The sequence below is a fragment of the Hydrogenophaga taeniospiralis genome (genome assembly GCF_020510445.1).
Classification (GTDB): domain Bacteria; phylum Pseudomonadota; class Gammaproteobacteria; order Burkholderiales; family Burkholderiaceae_C; genus Hydrogenophaga.
In genome coordinates this window covers 3195507-3214421 of the sequence record NZ_JAHBAG010000001.1, presented here as the reverse complement: position 1 = coordinate 3214421, position 18915 = coordinate 3195507, and the positions used below count along the sequence as shown (strand labels likewise).

The window sequence follows — 18915 nt, the reverse complement described above, 5'->3', positions numbered from 1 at the left end:
CCGGCAGGGCTTACCGGGACGACATCCACAAAGAGGAATGACATGAGACAACTGCTGAGCACCCTGATTGCGTCCACCCTGGTGGCCGCGTCGTCTCTGGCCATGGCGGCCGACAAGGAGATCGCCGTGATCGTGAAAACGACCAACTCCGACTTCTGGCAAAACGTGAAGAAGGGCTCGAACGATGCCGCGAGCAAAGCGAAAGGCTACACCGCGACCTTCCAGGGCGCGGCCTCCGACACCGATCTGGCCGGCCAGGTCGCCCTGGTGGAAAACGCCGTAAACAGAAAAGTGGCCGGCATCGTGCTGGCCCCTTCCGACCCGGATGCGCTGATCCCCGCCATGAAAAAAGCCTGGGAAGCCAAGATCCCCGTCGTGCTGATCGACTCCGCCGCCTCCGACGCCGGCAAGGCCTACTACCAGTCGTTCCTGGCCACGGACAACAAGGCCGCTGGCGAGATGTCGGCCAAGACCCTGATCGACAAGATTGGCACCACCGGCAAGATCGCCATCATGTCCTACACCGCAGGCTCGGGTTCGGAAATCGGCCGCGTGGGCGGCTTCACCGACTACATCAAGAAGCACTCCAAGCTGCAGATCGTCGGCCCCTTCTATTCCAACTCGCAGATGGGCACGGCGTTGAACCAGACCACCGACGTGCTGGCCGCCCATCCCGATCTGAAGGGCATCTTCGGCGCCAACGAACCCACCGCCATCGGCATGGGCCGTGCCCTGGCCCAGGCTGGCAAGGCCGGCAAAGTGGTGGCCGTCGGTTTTGACGGCAACGCCGACCTGCAGGGCTTTGTGAAGGACGGCACCATCGAAGCCATTGCCGTGCAAAGCGCGTACGAGATGGGCAACCTGGGCGTGAAGACCGTGATGGAACTGGTGGAAGGCAAGAAGGTTCCCGCCTTCCGCGACACCGGTGTGTTGATGGTGAACAAGAAAAACATCGACAGCCCCGCCGCCAAGAACGTCCTCTACTGACGCGCGCCCACCTCTTCTCCTGAAGCACACCTCCGGCGCCGCGCGCCGGGGGATGGCGTCTCCTGGCCTGATCGACTTGAACCCAAAGGACACGTATGCTGACCGTGATCTGCGAAAGCCCCGGCGTGCTGCGCGCCCAGGAGAACCCCCGCCCGACCCGCCAGGGCCATGAGGTGCTGCTGCGCGTGCGGCGTGTGGGTGTGTGCGGCACGGACCTGCACATCTTCACCGGCAACCAGCCCTACCTGGCCTACCCGCGCGTCATGGGCCACGAGATCTCGGGCACCGTGGCAGAGGCGCCCGAGGGCAGCGAACTGGCCACGGGTGACGAGGTGTTTGTCATGCCCTACCTCTCTTGTGGCGAGTGCATGGCCTGCCGGCAGGGCAAGACCAATTGCTGCGTCAACATCCAGGTGCTGGGTGTGCACCGGGACGGCGCCTTCACCGAGTACCTCAACGTACCCGCGCCGTTTGTGCGCAAGGCCGAGGGCGTGTCGCTGGACCAGGCCGCCATGGTGGAATTTCTGGCCATTGGTGCCCACGCGGTGCGCCGCGCCGAAGTGCTACCCGGCCAGCGCGTGCTGGTGGCAGGTACCGGCCCGATTGGCATGGCAGCCCTGCTGTTTGCGCGCCTGCGCGGCGGCCAGGTGACGGCGCTGGACACCCGGCCCGAGCGGGTGGCGTTTTGCCAGCAGCACCTGGGTGCCCACGCCGGCGTGCTGATTGGACCGAACGATCTGGAGGAACTGCGCGCGCTGACAGGCGGCGACTTCTACGACGTGGTGTTTGACGCCACCGGCAACGTGCGCGCCATGGAACGCGGCTTCCAGTTCATCGCGCACGGCGGCAAGTACGTCCTGGTGTCTGTGGTGCGGGACAACATCACGTTCTCAGACCCCGAGTTTCACAAACGCGAGGCCACGCTGCTGGGCAGCCGCAATGCCACCATGGAAGATTTTGAGACCGTGTTGAGCGCCATGCGCGCCGGCCAGGTACCGACCGCGGCCCTCAACACCCACCGCATGCCACTGGCCGACGTACCCACGGCGTTTGCCACGCTGATGGACCCGGCGCAGGGGGTGGTCAAGGCGCTGATCGAATGCTGACCGGGGCCCAGAGGCAAGAGGGCGGCATCTCTAGCCAAAGCGGCGCACGGCGGTGGTCAGTTGCTTCACCAGCCCCGGCATCTGCTCCACCGGCACCTGCGCATAACCCAGCAAGAAACCACGCCAGGGCTGCACGCGCTGGCCCATGGCCTGCTCGCTGAGCGCCGGGGCCACGATGCCCTGGGCCTGCAGCGCGCGGCTCATGGCGGCATCGTCCGCACGCGGGTTGCGCAGGCGCAGCGCCAGGTGCATGCCGGCGGAGCCGCCGTACACATCGGCCACATCGCCCAGCTGTTGCCCCAGCGCTGTCACCAGGGCATCACGACGCTGGCGGTACAGCCGGCGCATGCGCCGCAGGTGCAGGCTGAACTGCCCGCTGTGCATGAACTCGGCCAGCGCCAACTGGTCAGCTGCGCGTCCACGTGGCGTGGTGCGCGCCAGCATGGCGCTGAGCGGCGTCACCAGCGCCGCGGGCACCACCACAAAGCCCATGCGCAGCGCGGGGAACATGGTCTTGCTGAAAGTGCCTAGGTAAAGCACGGGCGCATCGGGCGCTAGACCCTGCATGCAGGAGAGCGGTGGCCCGTCGTGGCGGAACTCGCTGTCGTAGTCGTCTTCAATGATGAGCGCGGCTGCACTGCGCGCCTGCGCAATGAGGTTCATGCGCCGCTCCAGGCTCAGCACGCTGCCCGTGGGGTACTGGTTTGAGGGCGTGACGTAGATCAGCTTGGGTGGGTGGCGCTGCCAGTCGGCCGCGGTGGGTGCGATGCCTTCGCTGTCCACCACCACGCCCATGGGTTTGAGCTGCGCGGCCTTGAAGGCGGCCAGCGCGCCCTGGTAGCCCGGGCTTTCGATCCACACCTTGTCGCCCGCATCGGCAAAGGCGCGGGCGCACAGGTCCAGGCTGCTCTGTGTGCCGTCGGTGATGATGACCTGGCTGGCGTCCAGCAGCGCACCGCGTGCCACCCGCAGGTGGCTGGCAATCGCCTCGCGCAGCGCCAGTTCGCCGGTCGGCTCGGCGTAGTTGAGCTGTGCGGTGCGCAGGCCGCGCCAGGCGCGGTCCAGCAAGCGGCGCCACAGCGTGACCGGAAACTCTTTGAGCGCGGGCACACCGGGGGCAAAGGCGGCTGGGCTCTCGGGCGCGTCGCGGGTGGGCACGGTCAGGGCGCGTTTGGACAGGCCCACGCGCAGTGGCGCGGTGGTGTGCGCCAGAGGCACGGCGGCCAGTGCGGCGGCCTGCGCCACCACGGTGCCACGCCGGTCGGGCAGCACAAAGCCTTCGGTGGCGAGCTGGTCGTAGGCGTAGAGCACGGTGTTGCGCGACACCCCCAGCTCTTGCGCCAGCGTGCGCGTGGCGGGCAGGCGCACACCGCTGCCCAACGTACCCGCGCGGATGGCGCTGCGCAGGCATTCGTGCAACTGGCGCTGACGCGACCAGCGCGCGTGGGCCGGGGTGGCGGTGTAGCGGGAGAACAGCAGTTGGTAGTCCACAGCGGGCTTTGGTTCGTGGCACCAAAAAATAGTGCAAGCCTGGATCTTAATTTGGAACCACAAGCACTCTACAGTGCAGCCCTTCCTTCATTTGCGCTGCCATGACCACTCCCGCCTCCAAGCCCACCGTCCCCTCCGACCGCACCCGCGTGCGCCGCATTGCCGAAAACGCGCACTACGACGCCCCCACGCTGCACGCCATTCTGGACACGGCCTATGTGTGCCACGTGGCCTTTGCCGACGAGAAAGGCACACACTGCATTCCCACCGCCTGCTGGCGCGAGGACGACCACCTCTACATCCATGGCTCCAACGGCGGGCGCCTCATCAAGCTGCTGGCCAAAGGCACGCAGGCTTGTGTGACGGTGACGCACATCGACGGCCTGGTGCTGGCGCGTTCGGCGTTCAACCATTCGATGAACTACCGCTCGGCCATGGTCTATGGCTCGTTTGAAAAGGTGGACGACAAGCGCACCGCCCTCGACACCTTCATGCGCCACCTGGCCCCGGGCCGCGAGCACGATGCCCGCCGCGGCAACGACAAGGAGTTTGCCGCCACCACGGTGATGCGCATCAGCCTGGCCGAGGCCGCCTGCAAGGTGCGCACCGGCGGCCCCAACGACGATGCCGAAGACATGGGTGTGGCGGCCTGGGCCGGCGTGCTGCCGCTGGTGCAGCAGCGCGGGGCACCCGTGGCCGACCCGCTGTGCACGGTGCCCGCACCGGACTATGTGCGGGGCTGGGGTGTATAAGCGGTGCAACCAGGTTGGGGGCTTTTGACAAAAAGCCCCGGACAGTTTCCCGCCCGAGGCTTCTGTTTTCTGAGCGCTGAGGCCGCTTACTTCTTCTGCGGCGGCAGGTCCGTACAAGACCCGTGCGCCACCTCCGCCGCCATGCCGATGCTCTCGCCCAGCGTGGGGTGCGGGTGGATGGTCTTGCCGATGTCCACCGCGTCAGCGCCCATCTCGATGGCCAGCGCGATCTCGCCGATCATGTCGCCCGCGTGCGTGCCGACCATGCCGCCGCCCAGGATCTTGCCGTGGCCGTGGGCTTCGGGGCTGTCGTCAAACAGCAGCTTGGTCACGCCTTCGTCGCGGCCGTTGGCAATGGCACGGCCTGAAGCGGTCCAGGGGAACAGGCCCTTCTTGACCTTGATGCCCTGCGCCTTGGCCTGGTCTTCAGTGAGGCCCACCCAGGCCACCTCGGGGTCGGTGTAGGCCACGCTGGGAATCACACGGGCGTTGAAGGCGGCCGCGGCCAGCTCCTTGTTGCCCTGCAGTTCACCGGCAATGACCTCAGCCGCCACGTGCGCCTCGTGCACCGCCTTGTGCGCCAGCATGGGCTGGCCCACGATGTCGCCGATGGCGAAGATGTGCGGCACGTTGGTGCGCATCTGGATGTCGACGTTGATGAAGCCGCGGTCCGTCACCGCCACGCCGGCCTTGTCGGCGGCGATTTTCTTGCCGTTGGGCGTGCGCCCCACGGCCTGCAGCACCAGGTCGTAGACCTGCGGCGCAGGGGCGGTGCCGCCCTCTTCCGCCGCAGCGAACGTCACCTCGATGCCTTCGGGCGTGGCCTTGGCCCCCACCGTCTTGGTCTTGAGCATGATGTTGTCGAAGCGCTTGGCGTTCATCTTCTGCCAGATCTTGACGAGGTCGCGGTCGGCGCCCTGCATGAGGCCGTCGAGCATTTCCACCACGTCCAGGCGCGCGCCCAGCGTGCTGTACACCGTGCCCATTTCCAGGCCGATGATGCCGCCGCCCAGGATCAGCATGCGTTTGGGCACTTCCTTCAAGGCCAGCGCGCCGGTGCTGTCCACCACGCGTGGGTCGTTGGGCATGAAGGGCAGGCGCACCGCCTGCGAGCCAGCGGCGATAACGCACTTCTTGAAGGCCACGACCTTCTTGCTGCCGGTCTTCTCCTGCCCGGTGCCTGTCGTCTCTTCCACTTCGACGTGGTTGGGGCCGACGAAGGCGCCATAGCCGCGCACGGTGGTGACCTTGCGCATCTTGGCCATCGCGGTCAGGCCGCCGGTGAGCTTGCCGAGGACCTTTTCCTTGTGGGCGCGCAGCTTGTCAATATTGACCGAGGGCGTGCCAAAGTCCACGCCCAGATCGGCCATGTGGCTCACCTCGTCCATCACGGCGGCCACGTGCAGCAGCGCCTTCGACGGGATGCAGCCCACGTTCAGGCACACGCCACCCAGCTGGGCGTAACGTTCGACCAGCACGACCTTTAGGCCAAGGTCGGCGGCGCGGAAGGCAGCCGAGTAGCCACCGGGGCCGGCGCCGAGCACGAGTACGTCGCACTCGAGGTCGGCGCTGCCAGCGAAGCTGGCGGCGGCCGCAACCGGCGCGACAGCAGGGGCAGAAGCAGGTGCCGACGCAGCAGCTGCGGGCGCTGCGACTGGTGCGACTGGAGCGCTGGCAGCGCCCTCACCTTCCAGCACCAGCACCACCGAGCCTTGTTTGACCTTGTCGCCCAGCGCGACCTTGAGCTCTTTCACCACGCCGGCGTGCGACGAGGGAATCTCCATCGAGGCCTTGTCGGACTCCACGGTGATCAGGCTTTGTTCGGCCTTGACGGTGTCGCCGGGTTTGACCAGCAACTCGATCACGGCCACTTCGTCGAAGTCGCCAATGTCGGGAACCTGAATATCGATCAGTGCCATATGTTTCCTTGTTCAGTTGGGGTCAGAGCACCGCTGCGCGGTGGTCTGACCCGCAAGGCATTAGAGAAGCACCCGACGGAAGTCGCCGAGGATCTGGCCGAGGTAGGCGTTGAAGCGGGCCGCAGCGGCGCCGTCGATCACGCGGTGGTCCCAGGTCAGCGACAGCGGCAGCATCAGGCGCGGCTGGAAGGCCTTGCCGTCCCACACCGGTTCCATCTGGCTCTTGCAGACGCCGAGGATGGCGACCTCGGGCGCGTTGATAATGGGCGTGAAGTACCGGCCACCGATGCCACCCAGGCTGGAGATGGTGAAGGTGGCGCCACTCATTTCGGCCGGGCTCAGTTTGCCGTCGCGCGCCTTCTTGGCCAGCTCGCCCATTTCCTGGCTGATCTGCAGCACGCCTTTTTTGTCGGCGTCCTTGATCACCGGGACCATCAGGCCGTTGGGCGTGTCGGCCGCGAAACCGATGTGCCAATACTGCTTGTAGACCAGCGCGTCGCCGTCGATCGAGCTGTTGAACTCGGGGAATTTCTTGAGCGCAGCAACCGATGCCTTGATCAGGAAAGCGAGCATGGTCACCTTGACGCCGCTTTTTTCGTTCTCCTTGTTGGTGGACATCCGGAAGGCTTCGAGGTCGGTGATGTCGGCATCGTCGTGGTTGGTGACGGCCGGAATCATGATCGCGTTGCGCAGCAGGTTGGCGCCGCTGATTTTCTTGATGCGGCCCATCTCCTTGCGCTCGATCGGGCCGAACTTGGCGAAGTCCACCTTGGGCCAGGGGATCAGGCCCAGCTCGGAACCGCCACCGCCGGTGGACACCGGGGCCTTGGCGGCCTGTGCTTTGGTCAGCACCGCGCCGGCCATGACGGACTTGGTGAAACCCTGCACGTCGTCCAGTGTGATGCGACCCTTGGGGCCTTTGCCCTGCACCTCTTCCAGCGGCACACCGAGTTCGCGGGCGAACTTGCGCACCGAGGGCGAGGCGTGCGGCAAGCCCAGTGGCGCTGCCGTCGGGTTGTGAGCGGGTGCTGCGGCCACGCTGGCAGCAGCAGTGGGTGCGGCCACTACAGCTGCCGGAGCCGGTGCCGGTGCGGGTGTGGCAGCGGCAACAGGTGCCGGAGCCGCTGCGCCCGCGGCGCCCTCCAGGATCGCCAGCAGGTCGCCAATGTTGACCTTGTCGCCGACCTTGACCTTGAGCTCCTTGAGCACGCCCGCGGCGGACGACGGGATCTCCATCGAAGCCTTGTCGGACTCGACCGTGATCAGGCTCTGCTCGACTTTGATGGCATCGCCGGGCTTGACGAACACCTCGATGACGGCGACGTCCTTGAAGTCGCCGATGTCGGGCACGCGCACTTCCACCAGGCCGGAAGCCGTGGGTGCAGCCACAGGCGCCGCAACGGCAGCGGCCGGCGCTGCGGCAGGAGCCGCCGCCGGAGCGGGGGCCGCAACAGCTGGCGCAGCGGCGGGCGCTGGGGCAGCGGCGTCGCCAGCGGCTTCCAGCACCAGCACCACCGAGCCTTCTTTCACCTTGTCGCCCAGGGCGACGCGCAGTTCCTTCACCACGCCAGCGGTGCTGGAGGGGATTTCCATCGAGGCCTTGTCGGACTCGACCGTGATCAGCGACTGTTCGGCCTTGACCGTGTCGCCGGGTTTGACCAGCAGTTCAATGACCGCCACCTCGTCGAAGTCGCCGATGTCCGGGACCTTCACTTCTACCAGTGCCATATTTGTCTCGCTTATGTGGGTGGGAGACACCTTGTAGCTACGACATCACATCGCTTCGCGATATGAGTCTTCGCTGAAAAGTGCATCCCGTTTTCCGCTTACGCGTAAAGGGGATTCACTTTTTCGGTCTTGATGCCGTACTTGGCAATGGCTTCAGCCACCTTGGCCATCGGGATGGCGCCCTCATCGGCCAGCGAGCGCAGTGCGGCGATGGCGATGTAGTGGCGGTTGATCTCGAAGTGCTCACGCAGCTTGCTGCGGAAGTCGCTGCGGCCAAAACCGTCGGTGCCCAGCACCTTGTACGAACGGCCTTTGGGCACGAACGGCCGAATCTGCTCGGCGTAGTTTTTCATGTAGTCGGTGGACGCGACCACGGGGCCGGCGTGCTTGTCCAGCTGCTGCGTCACGAAGGGCACGCGCTGCGGCTCGGTCGGGTGCAGCAGGTTCCAGCGCTCGGCGTCCTGGCCGTCGCGGGTCAGTTCGTTGAAACTCGGGCAGCTCCACACGTTGGCGGCCACACCCCAGTCCTTCTCCAGCAGTTCCTGAGCGGCGATCGACTCGCGCAGGATGGTCCCCGAACCCAGCAACTGCACCTGCGGCGTCTTGGCCGTGATCTTGCCTGCGGCCGGCTTGCACAGGTACATGCCCTTGATGATCTGGTCTTCGGTGCCGGCGGTCAGGCCCGGCATGGCGTAGTTTTCGTTCAGCAGGGTCAGGTAATAGAAGACGTTGTCCTGCTTTTCCACCATGCGCTTCAAGCCATGGTGCAGGATCACGCCGACTTCATGCGCGAAGGTCGGGTCGTAGCTGATGCAGTTCGGGATGGTACCGGCCAGGATGTGGCTGTGGCCGTCCTCGTGCTGCAGGCCTTCACCGTTGAGCGTGGTGCGGCCGGACGTGCCGCCGAGCAGGAAGCCGCGCGCCTGCATGTCGCCCGCTGCCCAGGCCAGGTCGCCGATGCGCTGGAAGCCGAACATGGAGTAGTACACATAGAACGGCACCATGATGCGGTTGCTGGTGCTGTAGCTCGTGGCCGCCGCGATCCAGCTGCTCATGCCGCCGGCTTCGTTGATGCCTTCCTGCAGGATCTGGCCGGCCTTGTCTTCCTTGTAGTACATGACCTGGTCTTTGTCGACCGGGGTGTACTGCTGGCCTGCGGGGTTGTAGATGCCGATCTGGCGGAACAGGCCTTCCATGCCGAAGGTACGGGCCTCGTCCACCAGGATGGGCACCACGCGCGGGCCCAGGGCCTGGTCGCGCAACAACTGGGTCAGGAAGCGCACGTAGGCCTGCGTGGTGCTGATCTCACGGCCTTCCGCGGTGGGTTCCATCACGGCCTTGAAGGTCTCGATGGAAGGCACGGTGAAGCTCTCGTCGGCCTTGGTGCGGCGCTTGGGCAGATAGCCGCCCAGGGCCTTGCGGCGCTCGTGCAGGTACTTCATCTCCGGCGTGTCGTCGGCCGGCTTGTAGAACGGGATCTTGGAGAGTTCGCTGTCGGGGATCGGCAGGTTGAAGCGGTCGCGGAAGATCTTGATGTCTTCATCGGTGAGCTTCTTGGTCTGGTGCACCGTGTTCTTGCCCTCACCCGACTTGCCCATGCCAAAACCCTTGACGGTCTTGATCAGCAGCACGGTGGGCTGGCCCTTGTGGTTGACGGCCTTGTGGTACGCGGCGTACACCTTCTGCGGGTCGTGGCCGCCGCGCTTCAGGTTCCAGATGTCGTCGTCGCTCAGGTGCGCCACCATTTCCAGCGTCCTGGGATCGCGGCCGAAGAAGTGCTTGCGCACGTAGGCGCCGTCGTTGGCCTTGAACGACTGGTAGTCGCCGTCGACCGTGTCCATCATGATCTTGCGCAGGGCGCCTTCCTTGTCGCGCGCCAGCAGCGGGTCCCAGTTGGAGCCCCAGAGCAGTTTGATCACGTTCCAGCCCGAGCCGCGGAACTCGCCTTCGAGCTCCTGGATGATCTTGCCGTTGCCACGCACCGGGCCGTCCAGGCGCTGCAGGTTGCAGTTCACCACGAAGATCAGGTTGTCGAGGTTTTCGCGCGCAGCCAGGCTGATGGCGCCCAGCGACTCAACCTCGTCCATCTCACCGTCGCCGCAGAACACCCAGACCTTGCGGTTCTCGGTGTTGGCGATGCCGCGGGCGTGCAGGTACTTCAGGAAACGCGCCTGGTAGATCGCCATCAGCGGGCCCAGGCCCATGGACACCGTGGGGAACTGCCAGAACTCGGGCATCAGCTTGGGGTGCGGGTAGCTGGAGAGCCCCTTGCCGTCCACCTCCTGGCGGAAGTGCAGCAGCTGTTCTTCGGTCAGCCGGCCTTCCAGGTAAGCGCGGGCGTACACGCCGGGCGACACGTGGCCCTGGATGTAGAGGCAGTCGCCGCCGTGGTTTTCGCTCTCGGCGTGCCAGAAGTGGTTGAAGCCAGCGCCGAACATGTGGGCCAGCGAGGCGAAAGAACCGATGTGGCCGCCCAGATCACCACCGTCTTCGGGGTTGTGGCGGTTGGCCTTGACCACCATCGCCATCGCGTTCCAGCGCATGTAGGCACGCAGGCGCTCTTCGATCTCGATGTTGCCGGGGCAGCGCGCTTCTTCGTTGGCTTCAATGGTGTTCACGTAGCCGGTGTTGGCCGAGAACGGCAGGTCGATGCTGTGCTGGCGGGCTTCCTCCAGCAGCTGTTCCAGCAGGAAGTGCGCACGCTCCGGGCCCTCCCGCTCGATCACGGCGGCCAGCGCCTCCATCCATTCACGGGTTTCCTGGCTGTCCGCATCGGCGGCAACACGGGCATTGGGAGCGTCGGACGCTGACATGTATGTCTCCTGTTGGTTTGAAATCGAGCTTAAGGCGGGCATTCCGCAGTGTCACGGATTTTTCCACAGAAGCTTTTTAATTTCAATATGTGCTTTCGTTTCTTGCAATGTGAAATATTAGTTGTTTCCATGCCAACGGTTTTTCCGCCGTCCCTGATCGACGCTTGGCATCCGGTTCACGCCGGCAACGGCATGCTCTCACGTAGACTCAAAGACCCATGATTCCCCTGCCCAGCCATCCCCCCAGCCCCCCGCCCCGGACACCCAGCACCAACTGGTGGAAGCGCTGGTGGCGGCGCCTGCCGCCTTCACGGCAGGACCGCTTCGCCACACTTGCGCCCCTGCTGGCGGTGTTGTTATTCCTCTCGGCGATCGCGGTGGCCATCACCTACCTGCGCTACGAGGAGTTGGAGCGCGAGCAGGAGGCGGTCACACGCGATGTGGAATACGCGCAGCAGCGCCTTCGCCTGCGCCTGCTGGAGCGCCAGGAACAGCTGATGCGTCTGGCGCGCGAAGTGGACAACAAGGAGATCTCCACCGAAGAGTTCGTGTTCCAGGTCGAGTCCCTGATCAGCCAGTTCCCCGAACTGCTGGCGATCAGCTGGGTCGATACCCGCCGCAACGTGGTGGCGGGCTATGCGTCGCCCAGTGCACCGCCGTCGCTGATCCGCCCGACCGGCAGCACACTCGCGCCCAACGAGACCGATGGCTCCTTCGATCTGGCGCGCGACCTGCGTCAGCCCATCTACTCCCGGCCTTTGGGGGAAGACCCACGCACGGCCACCCTGATGCTGCAGGTGCCCCTGAGCGAACAGGGGCGTTTTGCCGGCACGGTCATGGGCGAATACTCCATCGACGGCCTGATGCGTTTCGGCATGCCGCCCGAGATCATGGCGCGCTACGCGGTGGCGCTGCTGGACGACCGCGGGCGGGTGCTCGCCGGCAGCCTGCAGGCCCCCAACACCGTGCTGCGCCTGCTGCCCTGGTCCAACCAGGCGCTGGAACACGAGGCGCCCGTCTCGCCCGTGGGCAACGGGCTGATCCTCAAGGCGCAGGGTTACCGGACCTCGCAGGACATCGTGGGCAGCGGCTTCTTCTGGGTCATCGGGGCCCTGAGCGCGCTCACCGTGTGGATGCTGCTGGGCACGTGGCGCCACACGCGCCGGCGCGTGCAGGCGCAGCAGGCATTGGTGGCCGAGACCAACTTCCGGCGCGCGATGGAAAACTCCATGCTCACCGGCATGCGCGCGCTCGACATTCAGGGCCGCATCACCTACGTGAACCCGGCGTTCTGCTCCATGACCGGCTGGACCGAAAGCGAGCTGGTGGGCCGCACCGCCCCCTTCCCATACTGGCCCGACGAGGACCACGACCAACTGGCCGCGCGCCTGGAAGACGAGCTCAATGGCCGCTCCACGCCGGGGGGCTTCGAGGTGCGCGTGCAGCGGCGCGACGGCAGCATCTTCGACGCCCGCATGTACGTCTCGCCGCTGATCGACCCCAAAGGACACCAGACCGGCTGGATGACGTCCATGACCGACATCACCGAGCCCAAGCGCATCCGCGAGGAACTCTCGGCATCCTATGAGCGCTTCACCACCGTGCTGGAGAGCCTGGACTCGGCCGTGTCGGTGGCGCCGCTGGGCAGCGACGAGATGCTGTTCGCCAACAAGATGTACCGCCTGTGGTTCGGCACCCGCGGCCAGGGCCACCGGCATCTGGTGGATCTGGCCGGCACCCAGCCCACGCCCAATCCGGACGATGGCGATGCGGTGGATGCCTTTGCCGGCATGCCCACCGACACACTGACCGACGCCGGCTCCGAGAACGCCGAGGTGTTCGTGGAAGAGCTCGACCGCTGGCTGGAGGTGCGCACGCGCTACCTCACCTGGGTGGACGGCCGGCTGGCGCAGATGGTGATCGCCAGCGACATCACGCCACGGCGCAACGCGGAGGAGCAGGCTTCCCGCCAGGCCGAACGCGCACAGACCGCGAGCCGCCTGATCACCATGGGCGAGATGGCGTCGAGCGTGGCCCACGAGCTCAACCAGCCACTGACCGCCATCAGCAACTACTGCAACGGCATGATCTCGCGCGTGCAGGAACAACGCATCAGCCCGGAAGAACTGCTGGGCGCGCTGGAGAAGACCGCCCGCCAGGCACAGCGCGCCGGCCAGATCATCCAGCGCATCCGCGCCTTCGTGAAACGCAGCGAACCCAACCCGACGCCGTCGGACGTGGCGCTGATGGTGAGCAACGCCATCGAGCTGGCCGACATCGAACTGCGCCGCCAGCAGGTGCGGCTCTCGCCCTACGTGGCCGCGCGCCTGCCCAGTCTGATGGTGGACCCGATCCTGATCGAACAGGTGCTCATCAACCTGCTGAAGAACGCCGGCGAGGCGATCGCGCAGGCGGGTCGCCCGCCGGGCGAGCGCTACGTGGAGCTGCGCGTGGGTCCGCGCCGGCAAGACGACCAGGACGTGGTTGAGTTCTCGGTGCGCGACTCCGGCAACGGCGTGCCCGACGAGATGATCGAACGCATCTACGAAGCCTTCTACAGCACCAAGAGCGAGGGCATGGGCATCGGCCTCAAGCTGTGCCGCAGCATCGTGGAGTCGCACCACGGAAGGATGCAGGTTCAGAACATCTACAATGGCGAAGAGGTGGTGGGCTGCTGCTTCAGCTTCTGGATTCCCGTGGTCTCGCGACTGCGCACAGACGGCACAGTGGACGGCCCCGCCACGCAGTCGTTGACGGACACTGAAAGAGCCAGATGAGTTTGATCCCCAAAAAAGGTATCGTCTACGTGGTCGATGACGACGAAGCCGTCCGAGACTCCCTGCAATGGCTGCTCGAAGGCAAAGACTACCGGGTCCGTTGCTTTGAATCCGCCGAAGCCTTCCTGAGTCGCTACGACACGCGCGAAGTGGCCTGCCTGATCGCCGACATCCGCATGGGTGGCATGACCGGTATGGAGCTCCAGGAACGCCTGATCGAGCGCCAGTCGCCGCTGCCCATCGTCTTCATCACCGGCCACGGCGACGTGCCCATGGCGGTGGAGTCCATGAAGCGCGGTGCGCTGGACTTCATCCAGAAGCCGTTCAAGGAAGACCAGTTGGTGGCGCTCGTCGAACGCATGCTGGAGCACGCCAAGGACGCCTTCGCCACCTACCAGCAGGCCGCCAGCCGCGATGCGCTGCTCTCCAAACTGACCAGCCGCGAAGCCCAGGTGCTCGAACGCATCGTCGCCGGGCGCCTGAACAAGCAGATCGCCGACGACCTGGGCATCAGCATCAAGACGGTGGAGGCGCACCGCGCCAACATCATGGAAAAGCTCGGCGCCAACACCGTGGCCGACCTGCTCAAGATCGCTCTGGGACAAACACCCGCAAAAGCCTGAACCGGCAACCAACTCCCCAACGCCCGCCCATACTGGCGGGCGTTTCCGTTTTTCAACCCCGTCCCCACACCACCATGACCGCCCAACTGATCGACGGCAACGCCCTCTCCCGCCAACTGCGCGCCGACGTCAGCGCGCGCGTGGCGGCCCTCAAGACCCAAGGCATCACCCCTGGCCTGGCCGTGATCCTGGTGGGCGAGAACCCGGCCTCGCAGGTCTATGTGCGCAACAAGGTCAAAGCCTGCGAAGACACGGGCATGCACTCGGTGCTGGAGCGCTGGCCCGCGACCATGTCCGAGGCCGAACTGCTGGCCCGGGTGGACGCGCTCAACCACGATGCGAGCATCCACGGCATCCTGGTGCAATTGCCGCTGCCCGCGCACATCGACGCACAGAAGGTGATCGAAGCGATCTCACCCACCAAAGACGTCGATGGCTTCCACATCGCCAGCGCCGGCGCGCTGATGACCGGCCTGCCCGGCTTCTGGCCCTGCACGCCCTACGGCTGCATGAAGATGCTGGAATCGATCGGCTACGAGCTCAAAGGCAAACACGCGGTCGTGATCGGCCGCAGCAACATCGTGGGCAAACCCATGGCGCTGATGCTGCTGCAGAAAAATGCCACCGTCACCATCTGCCACAGCGGCACGCAGGATCTGAAAGCCATGACGCTGCAGGCCGACGTGATCGTCGCCGCCGTGGGCAAGCGCAACGTGTTGACCGCCGACATGGTCAAACCCGGCGCCGTGGTGATCGACGTGGGCATGAACCGCAACGACGAGGGCAAGCTCTGCGGCGACGTGGACTTCGAGGGTGTCAAGGAAGTGGCGGGCTACATCACCCCGGTGCCCGGGGGCGTCGGCCCCATGACCATCACCATGCTGATGGTCAACACCTTAGAGTCCGCTGAACGCTTGAAGTAAGCCTCGCCGACGCGCGAGAACCTGGGCCCAGGGCACCGCGGAACCGGCTTAGCCGGGCCGTCAGTGCCGCCCCCTTGGGGGTGACGCCGCAGGCGGCGCGGGGGTTACTTCGATACGCGCCAGAGCACCGCTCCGGCGCACAACCACTGACCCAGCACCATCACGCTGCCCACGCTGTGCCACAGGCGCAGATTGCCGCCGGTGGCGCGGGCAGAAACGATCTTCTGTGCCACACCGAATTCCTGCAACAGCGCCAGCAGCATAGCCGCCAGCACGAACCCCATGGTGGTCAGCACGCGCTGCATGGCCTCCAGGCGCTGCGGGTCCACGGTTTCACCCGCCAGCGGAAACTGCCCCATTGAACGCTGACGGCGCAAGATCAGCAGCAAGGCCAGACCCAGCAAAAGCCCGGCCCAGCATTGCAGGGAAAACAGTTTCGCGGCCACCGGGCCAGCCACCGCCGGGCTGCCCAGACTGGCGAACAGCGTCGGCACGGCGACAAAACTCAGGCCCGAGAGGCCGCCCCACCAGAGAGCGGCCACAAACACCGCCAACCGCTGCATCACGCGGCCTTCACTCGTAGCGCACGGTCACGATTTCGTAGCGCCGCGTGCCGCCCGGTGCCTGCACCTCGGCCACGTCGCCCTCTTCCTTACCGATCAGCGCACGCGCGATCGGGCTGCTGATGTTGACCAGCCCCAGCTTCAGGTCGGCCTCGTCCTCACCCACGATCTGATAGGTCATGGCCGCGCCGCTGTCCTCGTCTTCCAGTTCCACCGTGGCGCCAAACACCACCCGGCCACCCGCGTCCACGCTGGCCGGGTCAATGATCTGGGCGGCCGAAAGCTTGCCTTCGATTTCGGCGATGCGGCCTTCAATAAAACCCTGGCGGTCCTTGGCCGCGTCGTATTCGGCGTTTTCGCTCAGGTCACCCTGTGCGCGGGCTTCGGCGATGGCGCCGATCACCGATGGGCGATCCACGGTCTTGAGACGCTGCAACTCGTCCTTGAGTTTTTCAGCGCCGCGCTTGGTGATGGGAATGGTGGCCATGACAGTGCTCCGGGAGATCTCAGCACGCAAACAACGGGGGTCTGCAGGGGTACAAAAGGAAACCGCCGAGCGTTGCCGGTCGGCGGTGTGGAGGACCTGATTATGCCTTCATGGTCAAGCCCATCGAGAGGATTTCGGTTTTCGGGATTTTCCAGTATCGTGACGTCCCATTTCATATTTCGGGAGGATCCACCATGTTGTTGAACCGTCGCCAGTCCATTGGACAACTCGTCACCCTGGCCGGCATCGCGACCGCGGGCACCGCGCAAGCCCAGCAGAGCTGCGCCGTCTTCACCAAGGAAACACAGGCCGGGCTGTCCCCCGATGACGCCCTGCAACGCCTGAAGGATGGCAACGCGCGCTTTGTCACGGGAAAGACCGTCAACTGCGACCTGTTGAAACAGGTGAGGGACACGGCAACGGGACAGGCCCCGTTCGCCGCCATCGTCGGGTGCATGGACAGCCGTGTGCCGCCCGAGCTGGTGTTCGATCAGCGCATCGGCGACATCTTTTCCGCACGCGTTGCGGGCAATTTCGTGAACACGGACATCATCGGCAGCCTCGAATACGCGACCGCAGCCGCAGGGTCCAAACTCATCGTCATCCTCGGGCATTCGGACTGCGGCGCGGTCAAGGGCACCGTGGACAACGTCAAGCTGGGCAACCTCACGGCCACCCTCGCCAACATCCGCCCCTCGCTGGAGAAGCTCAACTACCAGGGTGTCCCCAGCTCCAAGGACAAGGCCCTGGTGCAGAAGGTGGCCGATCAGAACGCGCGCGACGCCGCGACCGCGATCCTGACCCGCAGCGATGTGATTGCCCAGCAGGTCAAGGACGGCAAGGTGAAGATCGTCTCGGCCATGCACGACGTGGCCACCGGCCAGATTTCCTGGTTCGCCTGAGCTCAGTCGCGCCCGGCCTCCTCGATTTTCTGCGCCAGCAGCTCCGGGTTGGTGAAGCACAACTCGTGGCTGCCCGGGCAGGCCACCAGGCGAAACAGCCCCAGCCGCTCGGACAACCGGGGATGCCAGGGCATGCTGTGCGGCATGGCGGTGTCTTCGGTGCAGAGCAGGTAACTTTTGCCCAGGGGCTTGGCGGCGAGCTCGGTCTGCAGCCGCACGGGCTCGGTGAAGGTGCGGTAGGGCTGCGGGTTGAGCTGGTTGTAGGCGCTTCGGGCCAGCGCGGCGTCGGCGTCGTTGATGAAGGCCTCGCGCCAGATCGGGTACGGCAGCATCACGGCGTTGCCGTTGCCTGCCGCGACCGCATCGAACAGCGCTTTGTACGGCGGCGGCGCCATGTCGTTGAGACATTCACCGCTGAGCGGCACGAACGCGTTCCAGTAGACCAGCCGGGCGATGCGCTCCGGCACCACATCGACGGCTTTGCTGATGACCATGCCGCCGTAGCTGTGCCCCATCAGCCGCACGTCGCGCAGATCGTGCTGCACGAGGAAGTCCACCAGCGACTGTGCCGCTTCGCTCAAGCCCAGCACGGAACGGTCGTCGCCCGGCCGGTTGCCCGCCAGCGTGGGGCAATGCACCACATGCCCACGCGCGCGCAAGTGGCTCGCGACGGGCTCCAATTGTTCACCGGTGTGCCAGGCGCCGTGCACCAGAACATAGGTATCTGCCATTGTGTGTCTCCATCGGGTTGCTGACTCCGGCAAGGGCCGGAGCACCGACGAAGAGCGTAAACAGAGAAGGCGATTGGCAATGGCGCCACCGTGCCACCAACATGGCCCATGCGCGCCAGAAGAATCTCAACGCGGCAGCCGTTCGCGCCGCCAGCGCGCGGGCGTGGTCCGGTGGTGGCGCTGGAACTCGCGCACGAAATGGGACGCGTCGGCGTAGCCGCAGCGCCGCCCCAGTTCGGCCACCGTGACGTGGGCCAGGCGTGGCTGGGCGAGCAGCTGCGCGGCACGCTCCAGGCGCAGTTGGCGAAGGCTGAGCGCGAAGCTGGTGGAGCCGGCGGCAAAAGCCCGGTGCAGGCTGCGCACCGAAACCCCCAGCAGCGCGGCCACGCGCTCTGAGGTGAGGCCCGGCTGATCCAGCACATCCTGCAACAGCCGCTGCGCCCGCTGTTGCAAGTCGTGCGCGGGCGCCACAGGCCTCGAAGGTTCTGGCTCCAGCGTAGCCGCCAGCATCGCACCCAGTTGGTCGCACAGCAGTCCCGCCGGGTACCGCGCGGACAACAGCGGGTCGGCGGCGAACTGCAGCGACAAGGCCGACAAAGCCTGGCCCCAGCCTTGGTCCCGGTGGACCACCCGCGGCGCCGGGTCGTCCACCCGTGCCAGCCACTGCCCCACCCAGGCCCGCGGCAACTGGATCGACAAACCGTTCACCGCCTCGGGGAAATGCAGTTCGTAGAGCTGTGCCGAGTCCACCAGCACGCCATCGCCCGGACGCAGCTGCACCCCATGCCCGCCCTGGCGCACGTGCCAGGGCGTCAGACGCTGGGTGATCAGATAGAACGGGTGCTGCACACCGCGGGCGATGCCGGCGCGGGTGCGGAAAACATCCTGGGTGGACGCCTGCACCTGGTTGAACGACACCGGCCCCACGCCAACGCTGGTCAGGCGGCCTTCAAAAGCGGGCGCCTGGCGCGAGCTGCAGTCCATCTCCAGAAAGGCCTCGCAGATCGCACCGACCCAATAGTCCAGCCGCTCGGCGGGTCTGGCTTGCGCGGTGGTCCATTCCCGGACACAGGGCTCGGCGGCGGAAAGAACAACGGGCATGGCCGCAATCTA

The 18915-nt window shown here is 65.8% G+C and carries 15 protein-coding genes; 7 read left to right on the top strand and 8 right to left on the bottom strand.

Annotated features, from left to right (window positions below; all coding sequences use genetic code 11):
- The first annotated feature begins 42 nt into the window (after positions 1 to 42).
- Together KIH07_RS15375 and KIH07_RS15370 are read left to right on the top strand one after the other, a co-directional pair.
- On the top strand, positions 43 to 987 hold the full coding sequence (locus KIH07_RS15375) for an ABC transporter substrate-binding protein (RefSeq protein ID WP_226492801.1): 945 nt from the start codon (positions 43 to 45) through the stop codon (positions 985 to 987).
- Positions 988 to 1082: 95 nt separating this feature from the next.
- A complete protein-coding gene (locus KIH07_RS15370) occupies positions 1083 to 2093 on the top strand; it encodes a zinc-binding alcohol dehydrogenase family protein (protein ID WP_226492800.1) in 1011 nt (336 codons plus the stop codon).
- Positions 2094 to 2123: 30 nt separating this feature from the next.
- Here KIH07_RS15370 and KIH07_RS15365 read toward each other — a convergent pair whose 3' ends face one another.
- Complete coding sequence (locus tag KIH07_RS15365; protein WP_226492799.1) at positions 2124 to 3584, bottom strand: PLP-dependent aminotransferase family protein; 1461 nt, start codon at positions 3582 to 3584, stop codon at positions 2124 to 2126.
- A gap of 101 nt (positions 3585 to 3685) precedes the next feature.
- Here KIH07_RS15365 and KIH07_RS15360 point away from each other — a divergent pair, with 101 nt between their 5' ends.
- Positions 3686 to 4336 carry a pyridoxamine 5'-phosphate oxidase family protein gene (locus KIH07_RS15360; protein WP_226492798.1) on the top strand — a complete coding sequence of 217 codons (651 nt, stop codon included), beginning with the start codon at positions 3686 to 3688 and terminating at the stop codon, positions 4334 to 4336.
- Positions 4337 to 4422: 86 nt separating this feature from the next.
- Here the strand turns inward: KIH07_RS15360 and lpdA are convergent, their stop codons facing one another.
- The 3 genes from lpdA to aceE form a co-directional block, all read right to left on the bottom strand.
- Complete coding sequence (gene lpdA, locus KIH07_RS15355; RefSeq protein WP_226492797.1) at positions 4423 to 6255, bottom strand: dihydrolipoyl dehydrogenase; 1833 nt, start codon at positions 6253 to 6255, stop codon at positions 4423 to 4425.
- A gap of 60 nt (positions 6256 to 6315) precedes the next feature.
- Positions 6316 to 7983: a dihydrolipoyllysine-residue acetyltransferase gene (gene aceF, locus KIH07_RS15350; RefSeq protein WP_226492796.1), complete on the bottom strand. Its 1668-nt coding sequence runs from the start codon at positions 7981 to 7983 to the stop codon at positions 6316 to 6318.
- A 98-nt stretch (positions 7984 to 8081) separates the two neighbouring features.
- Positions 8082 to 10796, bottom strand: coding sequence for a pyruvate dehydrogenase (acetyl-transferring), homodimeric type (gene aceE / locus KIH07_RS15345; protein WP_226492795.1), 2715 nt, complete (start codon positions 10794 to 10796; stop codon positions 8082 to 8084).
- A gap of 218 nt (positions 10797 to 11014) precedes the next feature.
- On the opposite strand from aceE, the gene KIH07_RS15340 reads away from it, so the two are divergent.
- From KIH07_RS15340 to folD, 3 genes are all read left to right on the top strand, one after another.
- Positions 11015 to 13573, top strand: a complete 2559-nt coding sequence (locus KIH07_RS15340; RefSeq protein ID WP_226492794.1) for a PAS domain-containing sensor histidine kinase — start codon at positions 11015 to 11017, stop codon at positions 13571 to 13573.
- A complete protein-coding gene (locus KIH07_RS15335; protein WP_226492793.1) occupies positions 13570 to 14196 on the top strand; it encodes a response regulator transcription factor in 627 nt (208 codons plus the stop codon). Before KIH07_RS15340 ends, KIH07_RS15335 begins: the two co-directional genes overlap by 4 nt.
- A gap of 74 nt (positions 14197 to 14270) precedes the next feature.
- The gene (gene folD, locus KIH07_RS15330; RefSeq protein ID WP_226492792.1) at positions 14271 to 15119 is read left to right on the top strand and encodes a bifunctional methylenetetrahydrofolate dehydrogenase/methenyltetrahydrofolate cyclohydrolase FolD; all 849 of its coding nucleotides are present in this window, start codon (positions 14271 to 14273) and stop codon (positions 15117 to 15119) included.
- A 104-nt stretch (positions 15120 to 15223) separates the two neighbouring features.
- Here folD and KIH07_RS15325 read toward each other — a convergent pair whose 3' ends face one another.
- Together KIH07_RS15325 and greA are read right to left on the bottom strand one after the other, a co-directional pair.
- Positions 15224 to 15682, bottom strand: coding sequence for a DUF4149 domain-containing protein (locus KIH07_RS15325; RefSeq protein WP_226492791.1), 459 nt, complete (start codon positions 15680 to 15682; stop codon positions 15224 to 15226).
- A gap of 10 nt (positions 15683 to 15692) precedes the next feature.
- Positions 15693 to 16169 (bottom strand): transcription elongation factor GreA, encoded by a 477-nt coding sequence (gene greA / locus KIH07_RS15320; protein ID WP_226492790.1) that lies wholly within the window; start codon positions 16167 to 16169, stop codon positions 15693 to 15695.
- A gap of 194 nt (positions 16170 to 16363) precedes the next feature.
- Between greA and KIH07_RS15315 the strand changes: the two genes are divergently transcribed.
- The gene (locus KIH07_RS15315; RefSeq protein WP_226492789.1) at positions 16364 to 17071 is read left to right on the top strand and encodes a carbonic anhydrase family protein; all 708 of its coding nucleotides are present in this window, start codon (positions 16364 to 16366) and stop codon (positions 17069 to 17071) included.
- Positions 17072 to 17073: 2 nt separating this feature from the next.
- Here KIH07_RS15315 and KIH07_RS15310 read toward each other — a convergent pair whose 3' ends face one another.
- Together KIH07_RS15310 and KIH07_RS15305 are read right to left on the bottom strand one after the other, a co-directional pair.
- Positions 17074 to 17802 carry an alpha/beta fold hydrolase gene (locus KIH07_RS15310; protein ID WP_226492788.1) on the bottom strand — a complete coding sequence of 243 codons (729 nt, stop codon included), beginning with the start codon at positions 17800 to 17802 and terminating at the stop codon, positions 17074 to 17076.
- 126 nt (positions 17803 to 17928) lie between these two features.
- A complete protein-coding gene (locus KIH07_RS15305; protein WP_226492787.1) occupies positions 17929 to 18903 on the bottom strand; it encodes a helix-turn-helix domain-containing protein in 975 nt (324 codons plus the stop codon).
- Positions 18904 to 18915 lie beyond the last annotated feature (12 nt).